The sequence below is a fragment of the Miltoncostaea marina genome, assembly GCF_018141525.1.
Taxonomy (GTDB): Bacteria; Actinomycetota; Thermoleophilia; order Miltoncostaeales; family Miltoncostaeaceae; genus Miltoncostaea; species Miltoncostaea marina.
This window is the reverse complement of sequence record NZ_CP064655.1, coordinates 2,830,767-2,852,044: the sequence shown is the minus strand read 5'-3', so window position 1 is coordinate 2,852,044 and position 21,278 is coordinate 2,830,767. Positions and strand designations below refer to the sequence as shown.

Here is a 21,278-nt window from a genome sequence, read left to right as displayed (position 1 = left end):
CGAACTCGCGGTCGGGAGATGTGTCCTCGGGTCGGGTGACCACGATCGTGCCGTGGCGTAGCCGGTGCGCTGAGCCGGTCGCACGGGCGGCGGGCGCAGCTCGGCAAGGCGCCGGCGCACGACCTGCTCCGAGCCCTCGTAGCCGTGGGCTCGCAGGATCTGCGTCATGCGCGGCGCGCCGATCCGGGGCCATTCGGCGAGCACCTCGCGCATCAGGGGCTCATGAGCATCGACGGCCGAGCCGGCGGGTTCTCTGCGGCAGCGCGGCGGCTCGCCGCTTGCCGCGAGCCGCGCGACCGTGCGCCGGTTCATCGAAGGCCGCTCGGCGATCTGGCGTTGGGAGACGCCGTCGGCCGCCAGCTCCCTGACCTTCGCCCACTCCATCGCCTGACGCACCTCCGCACCCCCTCGCTCGTCGCGGTTGACGAGCCCGGCTTCGGGGGCCAGGGCGCGATCACCTACGCGGCGGGTGGTGCACTTTTCGCTGCACGATTCCGGTGCAGTATTGGGCGGCCGGCATCAACACCTCTAGATGCGCAGGGCCTGCTCTCCCCGGCGCACCTGGCGCCCGAGCGCGATCCAGCGGCGGTAGCTGGCGACGGTGGTTGCGTCGGGTCGCTGGGAGAGGATCAGGAGCGTGTTCGTGAGCGACTAGCCACGAAGAAGCGCCCGCGCCTTCGCGAAGCGCTGCCAGCCCTCTGAGCTTCGGAGCTCCTCGCAGGCCGCCTCGAAGCGGGCGCGGGCCTCCTCGCGGCGCGCCTCGGCCCGGCGACGGCCGGCCTCGGGGGGTGGCTCGGTCAACCTGTCGTCTCAGCGGTTCTCGCCGCCCGGCGCAGGGCCCGGTCGCGGTACCAGGGCCGTAGCGCCAGGCGCGCCGGCGGCAGGTGCCCGTAGACGAGGATCGCCTCGCCCGGCGGAATCCCCCGCACGGCGTTGGCGGGTGCCAGCCGCGTCTGGCGCGTCCCCCGGGTGCGGCTTGCGGATCCGTGCTCGCCCCGGGTGTGGCTCTCGTAGCCGACCTCCTCCTCGCCGAGCGCCCGGCCGAGGTAGTCGAGGGTGCGTGCGTCGCTGATGCCCGACAGGAAGAGCTTGGCCCGGTGGTTGGCGAGGATCGTGTCGGCGGCCTCGCCGTAGCGTCCCCGGGCCTGGGCGAGGTCCTGGAAGACGCTCACCACCTGGATGCCCTGCCCGGCGGCCGTCGCGGCGATCTGAGGCAGGTTGCGGATCGGGGCCGTGTTGGCCGCCTCGTCGAGCACGAGGAGCAGCGAGGGCTCGCACGGGCGCCCCGCGGCAGCCCGGGCGTAGGCGGCGTCGACGATGTGCTCGATGAGCCCGGCGAAGAGCGGGGCGAGGCGCTCCTGGTCCTTGGCGGGGGCGACCACATAGAGCGTGCTCGCTCCGTCGAGGACCGCATGCGGGTCGATCTGCGGCAGGGTGGTGCTCCGCAGGACGGCGGGATCGGAGAAGGGGGCGAGCACGGCCTCGGCGGTCGCGTAGACCGACGAGAGCGTCCGCTCCTCCCGGCGGCAGGTCGCGACAAAGGCGGCGTGCGCGTCCGGCTCGCCGAGCTCCACGAGGATGCGGCTGACTGCCGTCTGCTCGCCCGAGTCGAGCCAGCCGACCACGTCCCGCATCGAGCCGCCGTCGCGGCCGGCGGCGGCGAGGAGTAGCGGTGCGATCAGCTTGGCCGCCAGCTGCAGCCAGAACTCCGCGTCGCGTCCGCCGGCCGCCCCCTGGGCGCTCGTCAGGTTGTGGGCGATCCGGCGGGCCTCGGGCCATTCCGCGCACGAGGCGACCGGATCCCATCCGACGAGCCCCTCGTCGTCGAGTCGCGCCGCGCCGGTCGGGTCGTAGATCAGCACCTCGCCGCGGGCGCGCCGCGCCGCCAGGGTGTGGTCGAGCAGGTCCCGCTTCACGGACACGGCCACGACCGATCCGGCGGCCTCGAGGATCGCGGGGATCGCCAGTCCGGCGGTCTTGCCCGACTGGCTCGGGCCAACAACGAGCGTGCTCGCTCGTGCCTCAGTCGCCACCAGCGCAGCCCCTATCCGCCCCAGCGTGAGCCGGCCCGGCTGGGGGCGGCTCACGATGAGACCGCGGAGGTCGCACGTCCGCGCCCAGCGCGCACCCTGGGCCTGTCGGCGAGGCACGGGCTCCAGACCGGCTCGACGGGCGAGGGACACACCCGCCATGGACAAGATCGACGCCGCTGCAGCCGCGAGGGCGAGCGCGCCGTAGAAGCCGACCGGGCCCGGCAGTCGCGCCCGGTCGGGCGCGGGCCAGGCCGAGCCGGGGTCAGCGAGGCGCTCGGGGAGGCGCGCGAGCACGCCAGGCATCTCCGAGAGCCCCGCCTCGGGGACCCCGGAACCGAAGGTCGCCCCGGCGAGACAGCCGACGCCCCACACGAGGCCGCCGGCGACGATGACGGCCCCCACGGCGGCGAGGCCGAGGGTCACCCAGGGATCCTCGGGCACGGGCCGGGAGGGCGGGGGTGTCACCGGCTCGCCCCGGCGCTGCCCGGCGCGCGCCGGGCGCCCGACCGGGCCGCGGGCCGGCGCTCCTGGGCCCGCTGGCGCCGCTCGGCCTCGAGCTCGGGCCGGGCGCGCTCGAGCGCCCGCTCCACCTGGCCGAGGACCTCGGAGAGGCGCGGTAGGGCGTCGGCGGCGATCTCTGTGGAGAAGCCCACCGCCCGCATGCCCTCGAGTCCGACGATGGCGCGGGAGAGATCGCGGACGGCCAGGCAGAAGCGGTTGTCGAGCCGCGCGGACCCCTGGAATCCCGCGACCAGCTCCGCCGCGGCCCGGGCCCGGCGGGGAAGCTCCGCCTCCTCGGCGCGGGGAAGGAGGGGGTCGCCGATCGGGGCGGGTCGCGGTTGGGCGGGAGCGGATGCGCCGCGAGCGGTGTCGTCGCTCATGCCGGGACTCCTCGGGCGTGGATCGGCGGGGCCGCGTGGGCGCGCATGCGGGCGTCGGTGTCGACCAGCGCCCACTCGGCGCGCGAGAGTCGGTGGTCGACGAGGAACGAGCGCCCGCCGACCTTCCAGAGCGCGGCGCCCCGCCACAGCCCGGCCACGTGCTCGGCCTCGGTCGCCGACAGGCCGACCAGCTCGCGCGTGGCGCCGAGGTCCGCCGGGCTCTGGCGCAGGATCACCCGCGTCTCCGAGTCCGACAACAGGCCCTCGGCGATGCGGGCCACGCGCGATCCCTCCGCACCGGCGGCGCCCAGGTCCGAGAGGCGGTGGATGACGAGCAGGAAGGCGGCGCCGTAGGCGCGGGCGAGCTTCGAGAGGCGCTGCAGGAAGGCGGAGGTCGCCGGGTCGGCGAGCACCGCCCAGCCCTCGTCGAGCACACCAGCCGCCGGATCCCGTCGTCGCGGGCGAGACGTCCCGACAGCCAGGCGCCGACGCAGACCATCAGGATCCCCAACGCGGGCGATCCGTGGAGCGCCGACAGGTCGAAGACCACCACGGGCGTGTCGAGGTCGACGTCGGCCGAGGTGGGGCCGTCGAACATCCCGGCGAGGTCGCCCTCGCAAAGACGGCGTAGCTCGAGGGCGCAGGCCCGGCCCTCGGCGGCGAGCCCGCTCTCGTCGGTGCCGATCGCCGCCGCGGCCTCCGGGTCGGGATGAAGGAGACGCCGCTGGACCTCCGGAAGCGTCGCCTCTCCGGCCGCCGCCGCGGCGCGGTAGGCGACGTCGAGGGCCGCGTGCTCCTGCGGGCCGAGGTCGCGCCGCAGCGACGCCGAGACGAGCGCGGCCAGGAGGGCGACCCGCTCATCGCGGCCGCCGGCGGCGTCGAGCGGGTTGAGGCGCACACGCCCGCCGGGCGCGAGGCGGATCGGGCGGGCGCCGAACCACTCGGCGAGGGGCCCGTACTCGCCCTTTGGATCGATCACCACCGAGCGGCGCCCGAAGACCGCCTGGCGGGCCAGGTAGGTCTTCACCAGCGCCGACTTGCCGAGGCCCACCTGCCCGGCGACGAGCGCCGAGGGGTTGGTAATCACCCCCTGCTCGTAGAGCACGAAGGGGTCGAAGCAGAAGGCGGCCCCCGAGTAGACCTCGCGGCCGATGTAGACCCCGCGTCCGCCGAGGCCGCCCTCGCCCATGAACGGGTAGGCCGCCTGCAGGTGGGCGCTGGTGGCGCGGTGGGCGCGCCGCCGCGCGCGGGTCCTCACCTGAGACCTCGGCAGAGGGGGAGCGTGTACGTGAACGCGATCGCCTGCTCGCCCCACATGGGCCGCAGCTCCAGGCGCGAGCCCTGGGCCTGGTGCTCGACGTCGGCGAGCGCCCCCTCGAGCTCCTCGGCCGAGCGGGCCGAGACGGTGACGTACCCGGAGAAGCGGCATCCCGCGTGCCCGGAGGCCGTCTCGTCCTCCTCGTCGAGCAGGGCCTCCTGACGGCGCCGGCGACGCGCCGTGGCCGAGAAGCCGAGGCGCGCGCGCAGCTCCTCGTCGGACGTCGCCCCGGTGCGGGCGTTCTCGGCCTGGCGGATGGCTCGGGCGGGATCGAGCGCCTCGATCGTGACGGCGACCGTGCGCCAGGCGGTGGTCGTGAGGATCAGCGGCATCAGGAAGTCCGCCCCGACGTCGACCCGCGGCCACTCGGCGATCCAGTAGGTCGCGTGGATCGCGCCGTCGGTGCGGTAGGAGCGCCACGCCTCGTCCGCGGCCATCGGTCCGGCCGCGGACGGCGAGACGCCCTCCCGCCCGGCGCCGTCCGCCGGGTGGGCGTCGAGCGCCGAGCGGGCGTCGGGATCGAAGCCGAGGCGGATGGCGCGGGCGACCTGCCCGGGTGAGAGCAGTCCGCGCACCGGCACCTCCGCGCCGCGCAGCCGCTCGGCCAGCCCGGCGAGTTCGCGGAGCAGCACGGCGCAGCCGCCGGCGTCCCCGCCGCCCGCGCGTCGCACCGCGCGCGCCGCACGGCGTCCGTCGACCTGTAGGCAGAGAAAGGTCTCATGACGGCGTGCCGGGGCGCCCGCGTCGGCGATCAGCTCGAGGTAGGAGTGGACGGCCGGGTCCGCCGGATCGAGGCCGAGGCCCTCGCGCAGGTGGCGGCCGAGCGCGTCCGGGGGTTCAGCGGCCGTGCGCTCGATCCACTGCAGCCGCGAGACGGGGCTCGCCGGAGTGGCGAAGCCGGCCAGCACCGATCCCCAGCGTGCGACGCGCCGCTCCTTGTCGGCGAGATCGAGCAGCGCGAATGCGCCCGGCTCGACCGCGATCACGGCCGTCCACGTCGGCCCGTCGCGCACGACCCCGACCTCGCCCCCCGCCGTCGGGGCCGAGAGGATCCGCACGTCGCTGAGGGTCTCCGGAAGGGGCGTGCCGCCGAGCGGGTGCCCGCGGCCAGGGCTGGCGGAGCGGTAGCGAAGACGCCCCGTCACGCGTCGAGCCGCGAAGCCTCCCGCGGTCGTGCCCCAGGCGATTGGCGCCCGCCCGCCGAGGGAGCCGAGCGCGGCCGCCGCGCCCGCCGCCGCCATGGCGAGGCCGATGAGCGCGCCCGCGGGCCCGGGGGCGGCGTTCAGGGAGAGGACCAGGCCGAGCAGGCCGCCGGCGATGCAGGCGACCTGCGCCCAGGTGAGTCCTCCGAGCGCGCCCCCCGGCTCCAACGGACCGAAGCGGTATCGCGCGGGCTCACGCTCCATGGCCGCCCCGCGCCGGTCGCGGAGGGAGGACCGGCGGCGGGGTGCGCGGACGGCGCCGGCTGGTCGCGCCCTGCTCGGGGTGGGCGTCGGAGGCCGCCGAGCCGGCTCGCCGCTCCGCCGCCCGCGGGCCGGCCGGCGTCCCGGCGGCCACAGCGCCTGCCCCCATCGGTGAAACCCCCGCCCCGCCTGGCGCGCGTGTGCCGCCGGCTCCGCCGGCCGGTCCCCGAGGACCCGTGCCCGCGAGCGCCATACTCCCGCCACCCGGACCGGGCCCTCTGCGCGGGCCGACAGGCCCCGGGCCGCCCCGGCCGAGACTCCTACTGGCGCCGCCGCCGGCACCGAAGGCCATCCGCGTGCGGGCGACGTTCCACGCGAGCGCCGCGCCGGTCGCGCCCGCGAGCGCGTGTCGCGACTCGCGCTGCGGCTGGGCGGCCTCGGAGACGAGCGGCAGCAGCGAGAAGAGCACGAAAGGCGAGAACGCGGCGAGCATGAACATGCCCGCTCCGGCCAGGACCGCGCTCGGCGAGTCGCCTGATGAGAACGCCGACAGCCCGAGCGACAGGGTCGCGACGATCACGAGCTTCGAGAGCACCGCCGCCACGAGCAGCTGCACGAGCCGGCGGATCCAGCCCGAGGTCGACGGCCAGATCATCGCGGCCAGAAACAGCGGCAGGAACATCACGGCGATGTAGATCGCCGCCGCCCGGAGCACGAGCTCGATCCAGACGAACACCGCGGCGATCGCCATGAAGAGGGCGAGGACGAACGAGGCGAACAGCGGGATGCCCGTTCCCGGCAGGCTCACCGCCGAGAGTCCCTCGGCGAGAGAGCCGGTGTCCTTCGCGATGCCGGCCGTGAGCTCGGCCGACAGGGCGTCCGTGACGGCGAGCGCCGTCTGGGTGACCGCGACCGCCAGGCCGGTGAGGAGCATCGCCGCCGGCAGGTGCAGGAATGCGGCGCGCGCCAGGAGCCCCGGATCCTGGCGAAGGAGGGCCTGGAGCACACTGAGTAAGAGGAGCGGCAGCAGCAGAATCGCCCCCACCCCGAACATGAAGCCGTAGTGCTCTGCGAACCAGGGTGCCCCCAGGTCGACCCGGGTGGTGTCATCGATCGCCGTGGCGACCTGCTCCAGGATCCATGCCGCTCCGTCGCCGACCCAGCCGGTGAGGGTCCCGAGGATCGCCTGGCCGGCCGCGTCTGCCCCGGCGCCTGCCACCGCACCCACGACATCCCCCACGGCGCTGCAACCCTGATCGATCAGCGGGACATCGCACGGGGTGGGAGCCGCCTCGGCGCTCTGTGGTGGCGTCCCGAGCAGTGCCAGCAGCGCCAGGATCGGCAACAGCGCTCCGGCGACGAGCCGTCTCATCGGCGGAAGGGCTCGAGGCCGGAGAGGCGGGCGAGGAAGATCTCGGGCGGGGTGGCGGTCGCCGTGCTGTTCAAACCGGGGCCGGGGCCGGGCTCGTCCTGCAGGAAGCGCGCCACTCGCCAGCGGTCGCCCTGCCAGACAAGTTCGGCACGGCTGGTGGACCATGAGGCGACAACCCGACCCCCAGGTGCGCCGAGCAGCAGCACCTGCCACACCGCGACCCGGGCACGCGAGGGCGAGAAGGCCTCCACGCGGTGGGCCAGCGGGACCAGACGCATCAGCACCCGATCGGGGTCCGCGGTGCCGAGCCGGCGGGCCATGTGATCGTAGCCCTGCTCGAAGAGCCCGGTGAGCTCGACCGCGTACGACGGGGTGGCCACCTCCGTGACGACTTCCCGACGGCGCGCCGAGTCGATCAGGAGCTCCGGCCGCGCGAGCGCGGTCATCGCCTCCGCCGCCGCTGCGATCGCGCCGGAGCGGGTGCGCCGCCCCGTGTCCGCCTGGGGCGGGCTTACGGACGCGGGGGAGGTAGTCGTGACGATGATCGGGGCTGCGGAGTTGGGGGTCGGGTCGTTCGCGCCGCTCCAACGACCGATCGCTACGCCGATGACGAGAAGGAGCGCCGCAGTCGCTGCGACGACGAACAACCGACGCCCAGCGCCGCTGCCGGACGGCGAATCCGTGTCGTAGCGCCTGAGGGGCATGGCGCTAGCTGCGGCCGAGCGCGTAGAAGAAGTTGACGAGCTGAGGCGCCATACCGACCAGGAGTGCCGCCCCGAGGCCGAGAAGCACGCCCCGGCGGCCCGCCGACGCCGCGCTGTGGTGATTGGAGTGGCTCCCCCAAGCCCATGCGACCGCGGCGACAACGAGCGCCGCGAGCACGAGGATCAGCGACCAGCTGTAGACGCCGTTGACGAGCCCTTGCAGCTTGTCCTGTCCCGGGAGTCCGCCCGGATCCGGTGTGGCGGATACCTGCAGCGTCACGAGCACGAGTCTTCACTCCGTAGCGTCAATTGAAAGCGAATGCGTAGCACTATGATTCGAGGGAGCTGTGCAGTCAAGTGCGCCGGGTTCCGTATCGATAAGGCGACCCTCGATTCGGAGGCTCCTCTCACCCCATCGCGGATGCACGGGTCGACTCGAATCGAGGCCGACGTCGCCGGAGGCAGGAGTGCGCGCCGAGGGCGGGGCTGGATCAGCTGCTCTCGCTAACGGGCGCTGGGCCAGGCGAACGCTCATACGGCTGTTAGGGGAACGGCCGAGCGATTCGCGAGACTGCTCGTGGACGGAAGGGGGACGAACTCAATGCGCCGACGGACGCGGCTCCTGAAGCAGAGCGCGATCGAATCTCTCTCCCTCGCTATCGAGGTCTGCAACAGGCCGCACCAAGAGGCGCGGGCGCAAGGAGTGCTGCTCCCTCTCCATCACGGGTTGGAGATGCTCCTGAAGGCGATCATCTGGCAGCAACGCAGGGAGATCGGGAAGAAGGGGTCCGACCGCTCGTACAGCTTCGACGAGTCGATCGGGATCGTGCAGGGGATGGGGCTGCTCGACGAGGACGACGCTCGGACCCTGCGCATCCTGGGCGCGAGGCGTGATGCCGTACAGCACGCGGGGTCGTCTGTGTCTCATGAGGCGCTTGCCTACGATGGGATGGCGGCGCTCTTCCTCGCTGACAAACTGATCAGCGGCGCTTTCGGGACGCGGCTGGCCGATGAGGAGCCATTCGCCGCGCGGCCGCTTCCATTGGCCTCGCAGCCGCCTCGCGAGTACCACGTCTTGATCTCGTCCGAGATGGACGAGATCCGTCGGCTCCTCAGGCCGGGAAATCGGCGACGCGCGGAGGCGATCACGCGACTGCGGCCCCTGGCGGTCGCTGATGTCGCCGCCGCCGACGGTGACGAGAGCCTCGGTGCGAAGGAACTTGAAGGGCTGGCTCGCCGCGTGGCGAGAGGCGAGGACTGGCGCCAGCTATTTCCCGCGCTCGCGCGGCTCGAAGTCGATCGTCCGGCCGAGCAGACCTACGGGTTCAAGATCGTGAGGCGGGGCGATGCGGTGCCGGCAAGAATCGTGGGCGCGGATGATCCCGATGCCGACGAAGCGGTGGTCGTAAAGGAGGTCGACTGGACGAAGCGGTATCCGTACGGCCTCGGCGACCTTGCGCGGAAGCTCGGCGTCAATCGCTTCGACGCCGAAGCTCTCATCCATGTCCTGGATCTCAAGGCGGACAAGGGGTGCTTCGACACGCGGACGATCGGTAGCGCCACGTTCAAGCGATATTCCCACGAGGCCTTCAAGCGAATGAGAGCGGCCCTCAAGAACGGCGATTTCCTGAGTTCGGCCCGGAGCGAACTGAGCGACCATCGGCGAAGGCGGCGCAGGCCCACCCGCCGCGGTTAGCCCTTCGCCTGCCGATGCGCCGGTGGAGATCGCGCCGAGGAGTGACGGATTGAGCTCGGACCGGACGGGGAGCTCGCCGGAGTCGTGATCCGGGGACGCTGTCACTGGATTTCGACGCGGAGTCGTCTGGTGGCGATCGGCGCGAACCTCCAGCCCTTCTCCCGTGGCACGAGGATTCGCAGGCGGACCGAATAGCCGCCTCCGGCGGAGCTGAAGCGGTAGCGGAGGACGAATCGCCCCCTCCGGTCCGCCCGGGTGACGACCAGTGGTCTCCACTCGTCACCGCGCCGCCACTGGAGTTGAACGGACTTGCGCCGTGCCTGGGTTCGAGGCCGGATCACACCCGAGACGCGCACGGTCTGCCCGGGGCGCAGGCTCCTGTCCCCGATCCGGATCCGGACGAGCGGACGCACGACCAGGTACGCCTGGGTCACCACGAGTGGGCGGCCGAGGGCCACGACCCGCCAGACGCCCGGACGCCGCGGGCGAGCGGTGAACCGGAAGCGTCCGCGCCGGTCGGTGAGCGTGGTGCCCTGCGTGCGACCGGTGGGGTCGAGCAGGTAGACGGTCGCGCCGCGAAGGCCGCGCCGGTTCGGATGAAGGAAGCGGCCACGGATACCGACTGCCCGAGCGTAGGTCGCGACGATCACCGGCACGCTGCGTCTGCCGGCGCGCGTGCCGCCGCGGGCGTGGGCCGACACGACACCGCGGGTCTGGACGCGCGAGAAGTCGGGCAGGGGTGCCCCGCTCGCCTCGATCCGCCCAGGCTCGCCGAGCTCGGCGTCGGAGCCCACGCGGACCGACGGAAGGGCGCTCGGCGCTCCAGGCGCCGCCCGGGTCACCAGGTCGGAGACGAAACTGGTCGAGTGGCCGGCGTTGTCCTGCGCCGACAGGTGGAAGGCGAGGGAGCGACCCGGCGCGACGTAGTCGCCGAGGTTGACCTCGACGGCCAACCCGGTCGTCGTGCCGGAGGCGACGACCGGCCCGCCCGGGCCACCGGCGTGGACGGTCCAGGCGCGCACGCCGCTCGTCGCGTCGGCCACCGAGACCGTCAGGCGCACCAGGTCCGGGCCGGCCGGGGCGATGTCAACGCGCGCCGCGGGCGGCGCGCGGTCGATCTGCAGCACCCCCGTTTGGGTCGCCGCGGGGCCGGTGCCGTCGCCGTCGGCTTCGAGGCGCACCTGATGGACTCCGTCGGGCACGTCGCCGAGGCCGACGACCACCCCGTGGGCGCCCTGGCCGGGGGCGCCGGTCCACTTGAGCCGGGACCCGATGAAGATCCGCTGCTGCCCGATCCCGTCCGAGCCCAGGTTGTCGGCGGCGCTCCAGTCGACCCGGACCTGTCCGGCGGTCACCCAGTCCGCCGGCACTCCACGCAGGGCGATGGTCGGGGCCTCGAGGTCACGGACGTTGATCGTCGGCTCGATGACCGACCAGACCCGGTTGGGCTGCTGGCGCGTCTCGCTCTGGCGCAGTCGAAGGGAGGCGGTCTGGGCGCCGAGGCCGACCAGATAGGCCTTGGGCGTGGCCGGACTGCGGGGGATGTCGCGCTCGGCGACGCCCCAGACCGGGTTGCCGTCGCCGAGCACCTCGAGGGCGATCGAGGTGGGCGTCTCGTGGTAGCGAACCGCGCGCCAGGAGATCGACTCGATCGCCGTCCCCATCCAGGGCGCCCGCAGGTCGATCTGCCACTTCGTGCCCTCAAGCGACGGCGCGGCCGGTGGACAGAAGACGCCGAAGACGGCGCCATCCTGGCGGGAGTTGCACTGGTCATCGGGCGCACGGTGGTTGACCAGGGCCGCGACACCGACCGGGTACAGGCTGCCCTCGGTGGCGCCGGCCACCGGCGCGAGAGCGAGCGGAGCTCCCATGGCGGCCACCGCGAAGGCGGCGGTCCTCCCTCTCACGACGAGCCTCCCTGGTTCCAAGGACCGGGTTCGAACTCGCGGACCGCAGGTGGAACCGATGCCCAGGGGTCCGTCGCGATCTCAGCACTGGTCGCCGGTGCGCTCGTAACCGCGACCTCGGCGGGTGCCGATGAGGGCGTGGGCGGCGATGGCGTCGAGGGCGCCTGCCGGTTCGCCAGGCGCACCTGCGCCCTCCGTCGCGCCACCGTCTGACGGCGCTCACGCTCGCGGGTGGCCGTCATGAGGCGGTCGACCCGCTCGGTCCAGGACGTGTCGACCGGGACGATCGGCGGGGAGGTCGTGGCGAGTTCCGGCGGCGGTTGATGCGCTGCGTCGGAGCCGCCGGGCGGCGGCACGCCGACGCCGCCGTAGACGACCGCCGCGGTCAGCGCGGCGGCGCCGAGGGCACTCGCACCGGCGATCGCCTTGCCGAGTGAGAGGCGCAGGCGCCGGCCTCGCCTCGGGCCGGTTGGCTGGCCGACGCCACCACCTGCGCCGGCCTCCCCCTCCATTGCTGGCGAGGGGATCGGGACCAGGACGCTGTCGTCGTCGAGCGTGAAGCCCGGAAGGGGATCCATCTCGACCGGCTCGGTCGGCCAGGGCGCGGGATCGAGACCGTCCTCCGCGGCCGCGCCATCCGATAGCCAGTCGAGGCCCGGCTCATCGCCGATGCCGCCTGGAGGAATGGGATCCGAAGGGCTCTCGCTCACCGCCTGCACCTTGCGTGGCGTGGACGTCGCGCCCATCTTCTCCGCGGTCACGCCTTGACGTCAAGTGTGTCTGAGGCGATATTCGTAAAGGCCATGGTCAGCATCGACATGCGAAATGACGCCGTACCGCCAGCAGCGAGCGCCGATTTCGGCCAAGCTGTGGCCGATGAGCGAGCCGCCGCCGCACGAGGTGCTGAACCTTCCCGAGGTGGCCGACTGGCTGGGCCTCCATCCCAACAGCGTCCATCGGGCGGCGCGCTCGGGTCGGCTTCCCGCCCGACGCGTGGGGAAGGAATGGCGTTTCCTCCGCGAGGCGGTCGCGGCTCGCTGGACGCCCGGCCGGCGCCTTCGCGGAAAACCGTCGCCCGGAACGGAAGGCCAGCCCGCGGTGCCGGTCGCCCCGATCGCCCTCTCGGCGCAGGAGGCGGCCGACTTCCTGCGGATCGAGCTTCACACCTTCTACCACGAGGCCATGGCCGACCGGTTGCCCGCCTGGAAGGAAGGCAACGAGTGGCGCACCGACGAGGGCGCGCTGCGGGACTACCTGCGCCAGGATCCCGACGCCGACACCCGCTATGTCAAGGAGCGGGCCTCCCGGGCCGGCTCCTGAGCGCCGGGGGCGGCCGGTGAGCGGGCCCGACAAAGAGCCTCTCCCCGACATGTACCGGGTCAGGGCGCTCGAGCAGGCGCTGCAGATTCTCGCCGCGCTGGAGTCAGAGCCCGAGCTCACCCTTCCCGAGCTCGGGCAGAGGATCGGCACCCAGGCCCCGAACGCCCATAAGCTCGTCCTTCATCTGGTCGAGGCAGGACTCGTCGAGGCCAGCCCCCTGACCAAGCGCTACCGGCTCGCTCCGGCGCGCCTTGCCGAGCTGTCCGCGCGCGCGCTGGCCGGGCTCAACCCCTGGGAGGATTTGCGCCAGGCGGTGCCGGCCCTGAAGGCCGCCACCGGGATGCCCGGATTGATCGCGGTGCTGTCCGGCGGCCGGGCAATCTACGTCGAGCAGTTCCGCGGACCGGCCCGCGCGCTCGGCCGGGCCTTCCCCGCTCACGCGACCGCGCTCGGCAAGGCGATCCTCGCCTTCCTGCCGGAGTCTGCGCAGGAGATCGTACTCTCCGAGCTCGTGCTCGACGCCTGGACGCCGCGGACGATCACCGATCTGGACACGCTTCGCTCAGAGCTGGCAGTCGTCGCCGAGCGCGGCTACGCCGTCGAGGACGGCGAGCTCGATCGACCCCGCCGCTCGATCGGCGCCCCCGTCCGCGATCACACCGGTGCGGTGATCGCCGCCGTCGGCGTCGGCGGCGCCAAGGCCAGCCTGCCCGACGCACGCCTCGACGAGATCGCGCAGGCGGTGGTCGACGAAGCCGAGCGGGCATCGGCTGCCCTCGGGGCGCGCGGCCTCGCGGCCATGCCGGCCCGGACGCTCGAGGTCGAGATTCTCGGCGCGGTCGAGCCGCCGCCTCCACCGGCCGCCGAGGATGCCGATGCACCGGCGCCGCGACGCCGCGCACCGCGCGCCAAGCGCGGTTCGACGAGAGGCGAACTGTGAGCGTTGCCGCCGCGCCCCGACTGCTTCCCCTCGCCCGCTGGGGACTGGCGGTGCTCGCCGGCGTGGTGGCGCTGATCGTCTTGCTGCCCCTCCTGGCGTTGGTCGTCCTGGCCGGCGGATGGACCGATTCGGCGCGCGCCGCCGCCTCGCCGGTCGACGGCGCCGCGCTCGACGAGTGGATGGCGGACGAGGTTCCGGGGTCGCCCCTCGTCGGCATGGGGCACGTGTTCGTCGCCGAGGGGGTGAGAAACGGCCTCGATCCGCGTGCCCTTGTCGCGATCGCCCGCCACGAGTCGGTGCTCGGGACGGCGGGCTCGGGCGCCGGCATCCACAACGCGTTCGGCTGGGGTCCCGCGATCGCCTTCCAGTCGTGGCAGGACAACATAGCGACGGTCGCGCGCGGGCTGGCCTACGGCTACGTCGCCAGGGGGCGCGCGACGCTGGTGGAGATCCAGCCGGTATGGGCCCCGGTCGGCGCCGCCAACGATCCGAGCGATCTCAACTCGGCCTGGACCGAGGCGGTGAGCCGGTACTACGCGGACCTCGGCGGCGACCCGGAGCTGCCGATCACCCTCGCCGCGCAGGGGGGCGCTCTCGCTGGCGGGCCGACGGTCGGCGCGTCCGGCCTCGCGACGCCGACGGGAGGGGTCGGCTCGCTCGGCGGCGGCCCGGGCGAGGGGACCCACTCCTACGGCTCACCACCGCACAACTGGCAGTCCGACCGCGCCGTCGACATCGGCCTTCCTTTCGGCTCGCCGCTCTACGCGATCGACGGTGGTGTGGTCGTTCGCGTTGGGGGAAATCCGACCGACTTCGCCGGGCGCTTCGGCGGCGCGCGGCTGACCGTGGTCTCGGCCGACGACGCCTACTACTACGCGCATCTGTCCGGAGTCGTCGTCGGCGACGGCGAGCGGGTCGCGCTCGGTCAGTTGATCGGCTTCTCCGGTTCCGCGAACGGCGTCGAGCACCTGCACCTGGGCGTGATGCGGCGCGATCCCGTTTCGGTCGGTGGAGTGGGGTGATTTCGGCATGGCGTTCTCCCTGCACGACCGCGAGGGCAGCGAGGGCATTGTCCGCATCGCGATCGAGCTCAGCGATGAGGATGTGGCACGCATCGCTGATCGGACCGCAGCGCTGTTGCGGGCCGAGCACCGGTCCGGTGGCCGGGAGTCCCCCTATCTCACGATCGACGAGGCGGCGGCCTATCTGCGGTGCCGACGTCAGCGCGTCGATGACCTCCTCTCGCAGCGGCGCCTGTCCCGCGTCAAGGACGGCTCCCGCACGCTGATCTCCCGCGCCGAGCTCGAGGCCTACCTGCGCCGCGACAGCGACGATCCGTCGATCGTGCGCTGGGGCTCGGCGGCGTGAAGGCGGTCGGCGGCAGGCTCGTCGTGGAGGAAGCGCGGCTCGGGCAGGTCGTCGGGCATGAGATGCACGTACGTCGCCAGCGTGAAGGCCGGCGAGTGATGGCCGAGGACGACCTGCACCTGCTTGGCGTTCCATCCGGACCGGAAGAGGATCGACGCGCAGGTGTGGCGGAGGGTGTGAACGCCGGCCCACGGCACTCCAGCGCGGGCGGCCGCCGGCTTGACGATCGACCGCAGCACGAACTCCGAGCGCAGCGGCCGTCCCTTGGGGCCGAAGAAAACGGAGTCCTCACCCGCCGCGCCACCGCGGTGGCGCATGAGGTCCTGGACGAGGCGGGTGGAGATCGGGACCTGGCGGACCCCGTAGGCACTTTTTGGTACGTCGAGGCGGCCGCGGTAGAGGCGCCGGCGCACGTTGACCCGACGCGTCTCCAGATCGACGTCCTCCCAACGCAGCGCGATCAGCTCGCCGACCCGCAGGCCGGTCTGGGCGAGGAAGCGAACCAGCAGTCGCCAACGCTCCGGCGTCTGCTCGATCAGCGACGCGAGCTCGTGCTCATCGAGGGCCCGGCGCTTCTCGGCGGGGTCGAGGCGGGCGCCGCCGCCGAGTCGCAGACCGGCCGCTGGGTTCGTTCGCAGGAGCCCTTCCTCGACCGCCGTGGCGAAGAGCGCGCGCACCGGTGCCATCACGATACGGACCGTCGCGGCCGAGAGCCCCTTGTCCCCGAGATGGCGGGCGAGGGATTTCAGGTCGCGCTGCTCGATGTCCGACAGGCGACGCCGGCCGATGACCGGCAGGACGTGGAGCTCCAGATCGCGTTCGTACTCGCGAACGGTCTCCGGACGAATCCCTCGGCTCGTGCGGCCCTCGTAGGTTTGGACCCAGTCCCGTGCGTACTCGTCGAGGCGGGCCCGCGACGTCTCGCGGAACTCGCCGCGAGCGACGTCGGCCAGCAGCGAACTGCGGAGCAGCCGGGCCTCGGCGAGGGTGGCAGCCGAGCGACGCCGCTGGCGGCCCGTGTGGTCGCGGAAGACGACCACATAGCGGCCCCCGCGCCGGTAGATGCCGGGGGTGGAGGTTCGTACCAGCGGGGCGGCCACGGTGGGCCGATGTTGTCACTTTCGTTGTCACCCGGCAATCGCCGGAGCGATCGAGAGAAGGGGGAGGATGCCATGTTTGCCGCCGCTGAGCGGGATCTCGTCGATGGGCCGTGTCGGGATCGAACCGACGACCTTGGGATTAAAAGTCCCCTGCTCTGCCAGCTGAGCTAACGGCCCACCCCATTCTGGCACCGGCTCAGCCGATGTCGCCGCAGGCCACGTAGGTCTCGAGGTCGCCGGCCGAGCGGTGCAGGTTGATCGCGAACGTGCCGTCCCGCAGCGTGGCGAGCGGGGCGTCGATGACCGTCTCCGACGCGCCGTCCGCGACGTCGCGGAGGCCGTAGGCCGGCGCGGGGTCGAGGTCGGCGCAGGTGCCCCGGTGGACGTGCGACGGGTGGGCGGGCCCCGCGTCGCCGTCGATCGCGATCGTGACCCGGGTGCGGTCGGCGCCGGCCTCGGCGAGCTGCGCCGTGCCGGACAGGCCCGAGCCGTTCTGCGGGGCGAGCTCGACCACGACGCGCTCGGTCGCCGGGGCCGCCGTGTCCGCCGCCGCGCCGTCGCCGCCGTCGTCGTCCCCGCAGGCCACGGCGCCGCCGGCGAGCACCGCCGTGACCGCGATCGCCACCAGGATCCGTGTCGCGCGCATCCCCGACCTCCTCGTCGCGGGCGACGGTCGTCGTCGCCCTCCTGTCACTGTCAGCGACGCGGGCGGCCGGATCCTTACCCGGCGGGCTCGCGGTAGCCTGGGCGCATGGACATGGGCCTGGAGGGGCGGGTCGCGCTGGTGACCGGCGGCTCGCGCGGCATCGGGCGGGCGATCGCGGAGGGCCTCGCGGCCGAGGGCGCGCGGGTGGCGGTGGCCTCCCGCTCGGCCGAGGCGGTGCGCGAGGCCGCCGCGGCGCTCGGCGGGCGCGGCTACCGCTTCGACAGCGGCGACCTCGACGCCGTCGACCCGCTGCTGGACGCGGTCGAGGCGGACCTCGGCCCGGTGGACCTCTACGTGGCGAACACCGGTGGGCCGCCGCCGGGGCCGGACCCGCTCGGCTTCTCCGCCGAGCAGTGGGAGGCGGCGCACCGGTCGCTGGTGGTGTCGCCCATGCTCGTCCTGCGGCGGCTGCTGCCGGGCATGCGCGCGCGGGGCTTCGGGCGGGTGCTCGTGATCTCGTCGAGCGCCGCCCGCGAGCCGATCGGCGGGCTGCAGCTCTCCAACGCCAACCGGCCGGGGATGCTGGCCGCGATGAAGCACCTCGCGCGGGAGGTCGCCGCGGACGGGGTGACGCTCAACGCGGTCCTGCCGGGGCGCATCGCGACCGACCGGCTGGTGGGCAACTACGGCTCGATCGAGGCCGCCGAGGCGTCGGCGCGCGGCTCCGTCCCCGCCGGCCGCCTCGGCACGCCCGGGGAGGTCGCCGCGGCGGCGGTGTTCCTGCTCTCCGCGCGGGCCTCGTACGTGACCGGGCAGTCGCTGCTGGTGGACGGGGGGCTCACCCGCTCCTGGTAGGGCCGCGCGCCGGCGGACGTCAGAAGGCCACGAGCGCGAACTCGGGCTCCACCCCCAGCATCACCTGGCCGACGGTCTCGAAGCGGTTCTCGCTGACGAAGCCGTGGTGGCGGATCGTCTGGACGTCCCGGAAGTGGCGCTCGATCGGGCTGCGCTCGTAGATCGCCGTCGAGCCCGCCATGCCGTAGCAGACGTCCACCGCCTCGACGGCCGCGGCGACCGCGTGCGCGCAGGCGAGGAGGTCGCCGGCGCGCTCCTCGAGCGTCGCCGCGCGACCCGCGAGGGCCCGCTCCCACGACCCCTCGATCGTCGCGTGGAGCAGCGCCCGCCCTCCGCGCACGAGCCCCTCGGCGCGGCCGAGGCGCGCGTGCGCGGAGGGCCGCTCGCTGAGCGGGCGGGCGTGGCCGAGCGCCATCCGCGTCGGCGCGATGCCCCGCAGCTCGTCGATCGCCTCGCGCGCGATGGCGAGGGCGATCGGCGCCAGGGCGGAGCCCTGCACGAGCATCACCGAGAGCCGGTAGAGCGGGCCGCCGTGGTGCGGGCCGGGGGTGAACGGCGGCACGAGGCGGAAGGTGCGCCGGGCGGGCACGAGCACGTCGTCGAGCACCACGTCGTTGCTGTCGGTGCCGCGCATGCCGAGCGAGTCCCAGGTGTCCTCCACCGTCACCTCGGACACCGGCACGACCGCCGCGATCGGCGGCCCGTCGTCGACGAGGCCGGTCACGAACAGCCAGTCGGCGTCGTGGATGCCGCTCGCGAGCGGCCGCCGGCCGCTCAGCCGGAAGCCGTCGCCGTCGGGACGGCCCTGCAGCGGCGGGTGGAACGCCGCCGCCATCACGGCGTCCGGGTCGCCGCCGTAGACCTCCTCGACGCCCTCCTCGGGGAGGCGCGCGCCCAGGAAGCCGCCGATGTTCGTCTGGAGCGCCCAGGCGGCGGCCGGGTCGTGGCGCGCCACGGCCTCCACGGTGCTCGCGAAGGTCATCGGCTCGACCTCGAGGCCGCCGAGCGAGCGGGGCCGCAGCATGCGGAACAGCCCCGCGCGGCGCATCGCGTCGAGCGCCGCCGGCGCGAGGCGCCGGCCCGCCTCGGCGTCGGGCGCGTGCTCGCGGACGACCGCGCCCACCTCCTCCATCGCATCCATCGGGGACGACGCCGCGCTGATGCCCATGGCTCCTCCGCTCCGCCGGACGGCACGTGTGCGCACGAGGTGTGGGGTCCACGATCCGACCGCCGCGCGCCGCTGTCAACGTGTCCGGGGCGCGGCCGGCGGGTACGTGCGCCACCTGGTCCGCGAACGGGAGGGACGACGATGGGCGACCGGGACAGCGGTGGCGGGACGGGCCCCCCGACGGGCGGGATCACGGGGCGCGGGAGCCTCGACCCCCCGGCCGACCGGGGCGCGGAGGACCGGGCCGGGCAGACGACGCGCGACGACCAGCCGGGCGCGCACAGCGGCTCGCCGGCCCGCGAGGAGGCGGAGACGCCGGCCGCGCTCGAGCGCGGCGGCCCGGCGGGGACGATGCCGCTCGGGCCGGCGGTCGGCGACGTGGTGGACGCGGGCCCACCCGTGCCCGGCGCCGCGGAGCCGGAGGAGGGCCGCGACGACGAGGCGCAGGTGACCGGGGACGCCCGGGCGGGCGCGGCGGCGGGGGAGCCGGAGGGCCGCCGCGCCGGGGACGCCGGCGAGCCGATCGGGGGGTGGACCTCCGGCGCGGGCGACGACGACCTGCCCGGGGTCGGCGCGCCGCCCGGTTAGGTGGAGTCAGCCGGCGGCGGCCGGCCCGCCCCCGCCGGCGCCGAGGACGCGCATCGCCGCGTCGACGGTGCGCTCCTCCCAGTCGGGCGGGAACGGCTCGCCCGACAGGTGGCGCGCCTGGTAGGCGCCGGCCAGCAGGTCGACGGCGGCCGCGCGGTCGGCGCCGGCCGGGAGGCGCCCGTCGCGGACCGCGTCGTCGATCAGCGTCGCGTAGATCGCCCGCCGCGGCAGCAGGATGCGCTCGCGGAACAGGCGCATGAGCTCCGGCGTGTGCACCTCCTCGGTGAGGCAGGTGCCGATGAGCGCCATCACCGCCACCCGCTCGGCGTTGCGGCGCGCCTGGCGCAGCTGGGCGACGAGGTCGGTGCGCAGGTCCCCGGTCGGGGTGGGCAGGCCGGTCACCCGCAGGCGCTCGAGCGCGGCGGTGGCGAGGTCGGCCTTGCCCGCGTAGCGCAGGTAGATGGTTGCCTTGCTGACGCCGGCCCGCGCCGCCACGGCGTCCATCCGCATGCGCGCGTAGCCGTCGGCGGCGAGCAGGTGCAGCGCGGCGTCGAGGATCGCCGCGTCGAGCGCCGGGTCGCGCGGGCGTCCCGTGCGGCGCGGCTGCTCCTCGGTGCGGCGGGCGGCGGCCACGGGGCGAGGGTACCAGCGGCCGCACTCTTAGTGAACCCAGTCGTCTGGTATGTTGCGCCGCCATGACCTCGGGATCCTGGAAGGCCCTCGTCGGGATGCTCGTCCTCACCATGGGGACGAGCACGATCACGCCGCTCCTGCCGCTCTACAAGCAGGATTTCGGCATCTCCACGGGCACGGCGACCCTGCTGTTCGTGACGTACACGATCACCGTCTGCCCGACGATGCTGATCGCCGGCAACCTCTCGGACCGGCTCGGGCGCAAGCGCCTGCTGCTGCCCGCCCTGGTGCTGATGACCCTGGCCTCGCTGGTCTTCGCGCTGGCCGAGTCGGTGCCGATGCTGTTCGCCGGCCGCGTGCTGCAGGGCCTCGCCATCGGCGGCTTCCTCGGCGTGGGCGCGGCGTTCGTGGTCGACCACGCCAACGCCGACCGCAAGGCGCTCGCGGCGGCCCTGGCGGGCGTCTTCTTCCGCCTCGGCTTCGGCCTCGGGCCGGGCCTCGCGGGCATCGCGGCCGAGTACGCGGCCAGCCCGCGGCACACCCCCTTCTGGGGCCACATCGCCCTCATGGTGGTCGGCATCGTCGCCGTGTCGACCGCGGCCGAGACCCTCATGCGGCGGCCCGACCCCGGGCCGTTCCGCATCCGCATCGGCGTGCCGAGCGGGCAGGCGCTCGGCTTCCTGACCTACGTCGCCCCGGCGACCTTCCTGATGAGCTTCATCGAGGGCACGGTGCTGTCGGTGGTGCCGATCTTCGTGGTCGACACGCTCGGCGTGCAGAACCTGGCGGTCGTCGGCGCCATCGGCTTCCTGGTGCTGGCGGTGGGCGGGGTGGCGCCCTTCGTGGCGCGCGGCCTCGACCCGCGCCGCGCGGTGATGACCGGCGTGGCGCTCTCGTCGCTGCTGTCGCTGCTGATCGTGACCTCGTCGGGGCTCGACACCGTGGTGCTGGTGGTGCTGGCCGCGGCCGCGATCGGCTTCACGAACGGCTTCATCCTCTACGGCGGCACGGTGATCTGCGGGACGATCGTGCCCATCGAGGAGCGCGGCAAGCTGATGTCGCTGCTCTACATGTGCGCGTACGCCGGCACGATCCCGACCATCGCGCTCGGCTACCTGGGCGACGCGATCGGCCTGACGCGGTCGCTGGCGATCTTCTCCGGCGTGGCCCTCGTCCTCGCCTGCTTCGTGCTGCTGGTGGGCCGCCGCCTGTTCCGCGAGGTGGTGCCCTACCGCGAGCCCGCGCCGGTCGCCGCCGAGGCCGCCGTGGCGCCCCGGCCCACCTGAGCGCCGCCCGGGCCTGAACCGGGCCCGGTCGGGGGTACATATCGCGTGGGGCGCCGCCGG

The 21,278-nt window shown here is 74.0% G+C and carries 23 protein-coding genes, 1 tRNA gene and 1 pseudogene; 8 read left to right on the top strand and 17 right to left on the bottom strand.

The annotated features are described in order from the left end of the window. Positions 1 to 528: 528 nt before the first annotated feature. The 10 genes and pseudogenes from ITJ85_RS17555 to ITJ85_RS14420 form a co-directional block, all read right to left on the bottom strand. A pseudogene (locus tag ITJ85_RS17555) lies at positions 529 to 636 on the bottom strand (ArdC-like ssDNA-binding domain-containing protein); the annotation flags it as partial. A 15-nt stretch (positions 637 to 651) separates the two neighbouring features. Then, entirely contained in the window at positions 652 to 801 is a 150-nt protein-coding gene (locus ITJ85_RS14460; RefSeq protein ID WP_217913805.1) for a hypothetical protein, read from the bottom strand. Next, positions 798 to 2,033 carry a type IV secretory system conjugative DNA transfer family protein gene (locus tag ITJ85_RS14455; protein WP_217913804.1) on the bottom strand — a complete coding sequence of 412 codons (1,236 nt, stop codon included), beginning with the start codon at positions 2,031 to 2,033 and terminating at the stop codon, positions 798 to 800. The genes ITJ85_RS14460 and ITJ85_RS14455 overlap by 4 nt, the downstream gene beginning before the upstream one ends. A gap of 461 nt (positions 2,034 to 2,494) precedes the next feature. After that, the gene (locus tag ITJ85_RS14450; protein WP_217913803.1) at positions 2,495 to 2,914 is read right to left on the bottom strand and encodes a hypothetical protein; all 420 of its coding nucleotides are present in this window, start codon (positions 2,912 to 2,914) and stop codon (positions 2,495 to 2,497) included. Further along, positions 2,911 to 3,195: a hypothetical protein gene (locus ITJ85_RS14445; RefSeq protein WP_217913802.1), complete on the bottom strand. Its 285-nt coding sequence runs from the start codon at positions 3,193 to 3,195 to the stop codon at positions 2,911 to 2,913. Before ITJ85_RS14445 ends, ITJ85_RS14450 begins: the two co-directional genes overlap by 4 nt. After that, positions 3,147 to 4,172, bottom strand: a complete 1,026-nt coding sequence (locus ITJ85_RS14440) for a hypothetical protein (RefSeq protein WP_217913801.1) — start codon at positions 4,170 to 4,172, stop codon at positions 3,147 to 3,149. Before ITJ85_RS14440 ends, ITJ85_RS14445 begins: the two co-directional genes overlap by 49 nt. After that, on the bottom strand, positions 4,169 to 5,638 hold the full coding sequence (locus ITJ85_RS14435; protein WP_217913800.1) for an SCO6880 family protein: 1,470 nt from the start codon (positions 5,636 to 5,638) through the stop codon (positions 4,169 to 4,171). The genes ITJ85_RS14440 and ITJ85_RS14435 overlap by 4 nt, the downstream gene beginning before the upstream one ends. Continuing rightward, positions 5,628 to 6,854: a hypothetical protein gene (locus ITJ85_RS14430; RefSeq protein ID WP_217913799.1), complete on the bottom strand. Its 1,227-nt coding sequence runs from the start codon at positions 6,852 to 6,854 to the stop codon at positions 5,628 to 5,630. Before ITJ85_RS14430 ends, ITJ85_RS14435 begins: the two co-directional genes overlap by 11 nt. Before the next feature lie 149 nt (positions 6,855 to 7,003). Then, on the bottom strand, positions 7,004 to 7,654 hold the full coding sequence (locus tag ITJ85_RS14425) for a hypothetical protein (protein ID WP_217913798.1): 651 nt from the start codon (positions 7,652 to 7,654) through the stop codon (positions 7,004 to 7,006). 61 nt (positions 7,655 to 7,715) lie between these two features. Continuing rightward, positions 7,716 to 7,997 carry a DUF6112 family protein gene (locus ITJ85_RS14420; protein WP_217913797.1) on the bottom strand — a complete coding sequence of 94 codons (282 nt, stop codon included), beginning with the start codon at positions 7,995 to 7,997 and terminating at the stop codon, positions 7,716 to 7,718. 447 nt (positions 7,998 to 8,444) lie between these two features. On the opposite strand from ITJ85_RS14420, the gene ITJ85_RS14415 reads away from it, so the two are divergent. Continuing rightward, positions 8,445 to 9,407 (top strand): hypothetical protein, encoded by a 963-nt coding sequence (locus ITJ85_RS14415; protein ID WP_217913796.1) that lies wholly within the window; start codon positions 8,445 to 8,447, stop codon positions 9,405 to 9,407. Between the two features lie 101 nt (positions 9,408 to 9,508). On the opposite strand, the gene ITJ85_RS14410 is transcribed toward ITJ85_RS14415, so the two are convergent. Both ITJ85_RS14410 and ITJ85_RS14405 read right to left on the bottom strand, forming a co-directional pair. Beyond that, a complete protein-coding gene (locus ITJ85_RS14410) occupies positions 9,509 to 11,278 on the bottom strand; it encodes a carboxypeptidase-like regulatory domain-containing protein (RefSeq protein ID WP_217913795.1) in 1,770 nt (589 codons plus the stop codon). Positions 11,279 to 11,310: 32 nt separating this feature from the next. After that, complete coding sequence (locus ITJ85_RS14405; RefSeq protein ID WP_217913794.1) at positions 11,311 to 12,075, bottom strand: hypothetical protein; 765 nt, start codon at positions 12,073 to 12,075, stop codon at positions 11,311 to 11,313. Positions 12,076 to 12,139: 64 nt separating this feature from the next. Between ITJ85_RS14405 and ITJ85_RS14400 the strand changes: the two genes are divergently transcribed. Genes ITJ85_RS14400 through ITJ85_RS14385 form a run of 4 tightly spaced genes read left to right on the top strand, consistent with a single transcriptional unit; the run spans position 12,140 to position 14,942 of the window. Continuing rightward, positions 12,140 to 12,634, top strand: coding sequence for a helix-turn-helix domain-containing protein (locus tag ITJ85_RS14400; RefSeq protein ID WP_217913793.1), 495 nt, complete (start codon positions 12,140 to 12,142; stop codon positions 12,632 to 12,634). Positions 12,635 to 12,683: 49 nt separating this feature from the next. After that, entirely contained in the window at positions 12,684 to 13,574 is an 891-nt protein-coding gene (locus ITJ85_RS14395; protein ID WP_217913792.1) for an IclR family transcriptional regulator, read from the top strand. Continuing rightward, positions 13,571 to 14,596, top strand: a complete 1,026-nt coding sequence (locus ITJ85_RS14390; RefSeq protein WP_217913791.1) for a M23 family metallopeptidase — start codon at positions 13,571 to 13,573, stop codon at positions 14,594 to 14,596. The genes ITJ85_RS14395 and ITJ85_RS14390 overlap by 4 nt, the downstream gene beginning before the upstream one ends. Positions 14,597 to 14,603: 7 nt before the next feature. Further along, a complete protein-coding gene (locus ITJ85_RS14385; RefSeq protein ID WP_217913790.1) occupies positions 14,604 to 14,942 on the top strand; it encodes a helix-turn-helix domain-containing protein in 339 nt (112 codons plus the stop codon). Here the strand turns inward: ITJ85_RS14385 and ITJ85_RS14380 are convergent. From ITJ85_RS14380 to ITJ85_RS14370, 3 genes are all read right to left on the bottom strand, one after another. After that, a complete protein-coding gene (locus tag ITJ85_RS14380) occupies positions 14,885 to 16,042 on the bottom strand; it encodes a tyrosine-type recombinase/integrase (RefSeq protein ID WP_217913789.1) in 1,158 nt (385 codons plus the stop codon). The two genes, ITJ85_RS14385 and ITJ85_RS14380, sit on opposite strands and share 58 nt — an antisense overlap. A gap of 104 nt (positions 16,043 to 16,146) precedes the next feature. Next, positions 16,147 to 16,219 (bottom strand) — tRNA-Lys (locus tag ITJ85_RS14375). Positions 16,220 to 16,238: 19 nt separating this feature from the next. Next, complete coding sequence (locus ITJ85_RS14370) at positions 16,239 to 16,688, bottom strand: hypothetical protein (protein WP_217913788.1); 450 nt, start codon at positions 16,686 to 16,688, stop codon at positions 16,239 to 16,241. A gap of 105 nt (positions 16,689 to 16,793) precedes the next feature. On the opposite strand from ITJ85_RS14370, the gene ITJ85_RS14365 reads away from it, so the two are divergent. Next, positions 16,794 to 17,543: an SDR family oxidoreductase gene (locus ITJ85_RS14365; protein ID WP_217913787.1), complete on the top strand. Its 750-nt coding sequence runs from the start codon at positions 16,794 to 16,796 to the stop codon at positions 17,541 to 17,543. A gap of 19 nt (positions 17,544 to 17,562) precedes the next feature. On the opposite strand, the gene ITJ85_RS14360 is transcribed toward ITJ85_RS14365, so the two are convergent. Next, positions 17,563 to 18,711, bottom strand: coding sequence for an acyl-CoA dehydrogenase family protein (locus ITJ85_RS14360; protein WP_217913786.1), 1,149 nt, complete (start codon positions 18,709 to 18,711; stop codon positions 17,563 to 17,565). A 141-nt stretch (positions 18,712 to 18,852) separates the two neighbouring features. Here ITJ85_RS14360 and ITJ85_RS14355 point away from each other — a divergent pair, with 141 nt between their 5' ends. After that, the gene (locus ITJ85_RS14355) at positions 18,853 to 19,299 is read left to right on the top strand and encodes a hypothetical protein (RefSeq protein ID WP_217913785.1); all 447 of its coding nucleotides are present in this window, start codon (positions 18,853 to 18,855) and stop codon (positions 19,297 to 19,299) included. A 6-nt stretch (positions 19,300 to 19,305) separates the two neighbouring features. Here the strand turns inward: ITJ85_RS14355 and ITJ85_RS14350 are convergent, their stop codons facing one another. Beyond that, on the bottom strand, positions 19,306 to 19,932 hold the full coding sequence (locus ITJ85_RS14350; RefSeq protein WP_217913784.1) for a TetR/AcrR family transcriptional regulator: 627 nt from the start codon (positions 19,930 to 19,932) through the stop codon (positions 19,306 to 19,308). 62 nt (positions 19,933 to 19,994) lie between these two features. Between ITJ85_RS14350 and ITJ85_RS14345 the strand changes: the two genes are divergently transcribed. Beyond that, positions 19,995 to 21,218 carry an MFS transporter gene (locus ITJ85_RS14345; RefSeq protein WP_217913783.1) on the top strand — a complete coding sequence of 408 codons (1,224 nt, stop codon included), beginning with the start codon at positions 19,995 to 19,997 and terminating at the stop codon, positions 21,216 to 21,218. Positions 21,219 to 21,278: the final 60 nt, after the last annotated feature.

Excerpts from the sequence above, each read along its gene's own strand:
- ITJ85_RS14385 (WP_217913790.1), top strand. The coding sequence starts at position 14,604 with ATGGCGTTCTCCCTGCACGACCGCGAGGGCAGCGAGGGCATTGTCCGC.
- ITJ85_RS14400 (WP_217913793.1), top strand. The coding sequence starts at position 12,140 with ATGACGCCGTACCGCCAGCAGCGAGCGCCGATTTCGGCCAAGCTGTGG.
- ITJ85_RS14345 (WP_217913783.1), top strand. The coding sequence starts at position 19,995 with ATGACCTCGGGATCCTGGAAGGCCCTCGTCGGGATGCTCGTCCTCACC.
- ITJ85_RS14415 (WP_217913796.1), top strand. The coding sequence starts at position 8,445 with ATGCTCCTGAAGGCGATCATCTGGCAGCAACGCAGGGAGATCGGGAAG.
- ITJ85_RS14365 (WP_217913787.1), top strand. The coding sequence starts at position 16,794 with ATGGACATGGGCCTGGAGGGGCGGGTCGCGCTGGTGACCGGCGGCTCG.
- ITJ85_RS14450 (WP_217913803.1), bottom strand. The coding sequence starts at position 2,914 with ATGAGCGACGACACCGCTCGCGGCGCATCCGCTCCCGCCCAACCGCGA.
- ITJ85_RS14355 (WP_217913785.1), top strand. The coding sequence starts at position 18,853 with ATGGGCGACCGGGACAGCGGTGGCGGGACGGGCCCCCCGACGGGCGGG.
- ITJ85_RS14435 (WP_217913800.1), bottom strand. The coding sequence starts at position 5,638 with ATGGAGCGTGAGCCCGCGCGATACCGCTTCGGTCCGTTGGAGCCGGGG.
- ITJ85_RS14410 (WP_217913795.1), bottom strand. The coding sequence starts at position 11,278 with ATGGGAGCTCCGCTCGCTCTCGCGCCGGTGGCCGGCGCCACCGAGGGC.
- ITJ85_RS14370 (WP_217913788.1), bottom strand. The coding sequence starts at position 16,688 with ATGCGCGCGACACGGATCCTGGTGGCGATCGCGGTCACGGCGGTGCTC.
- ITJ85_RS14395 (WP_217913792.1), top strand. The coding sequence starts at position 12,684 with ATGTACCGGGTCAGGGCGCTCGAGCAGGCGCTGCAGATTCTCGCCGCG.
- ITJ85_RS14360 (WP_217913786.1), bottom strand. The coding sequence starts at position 18,711 with ATGGGCATCAGCGCGGCGTCGTCCCCGATGGATGCGATGGAGGAGGTG.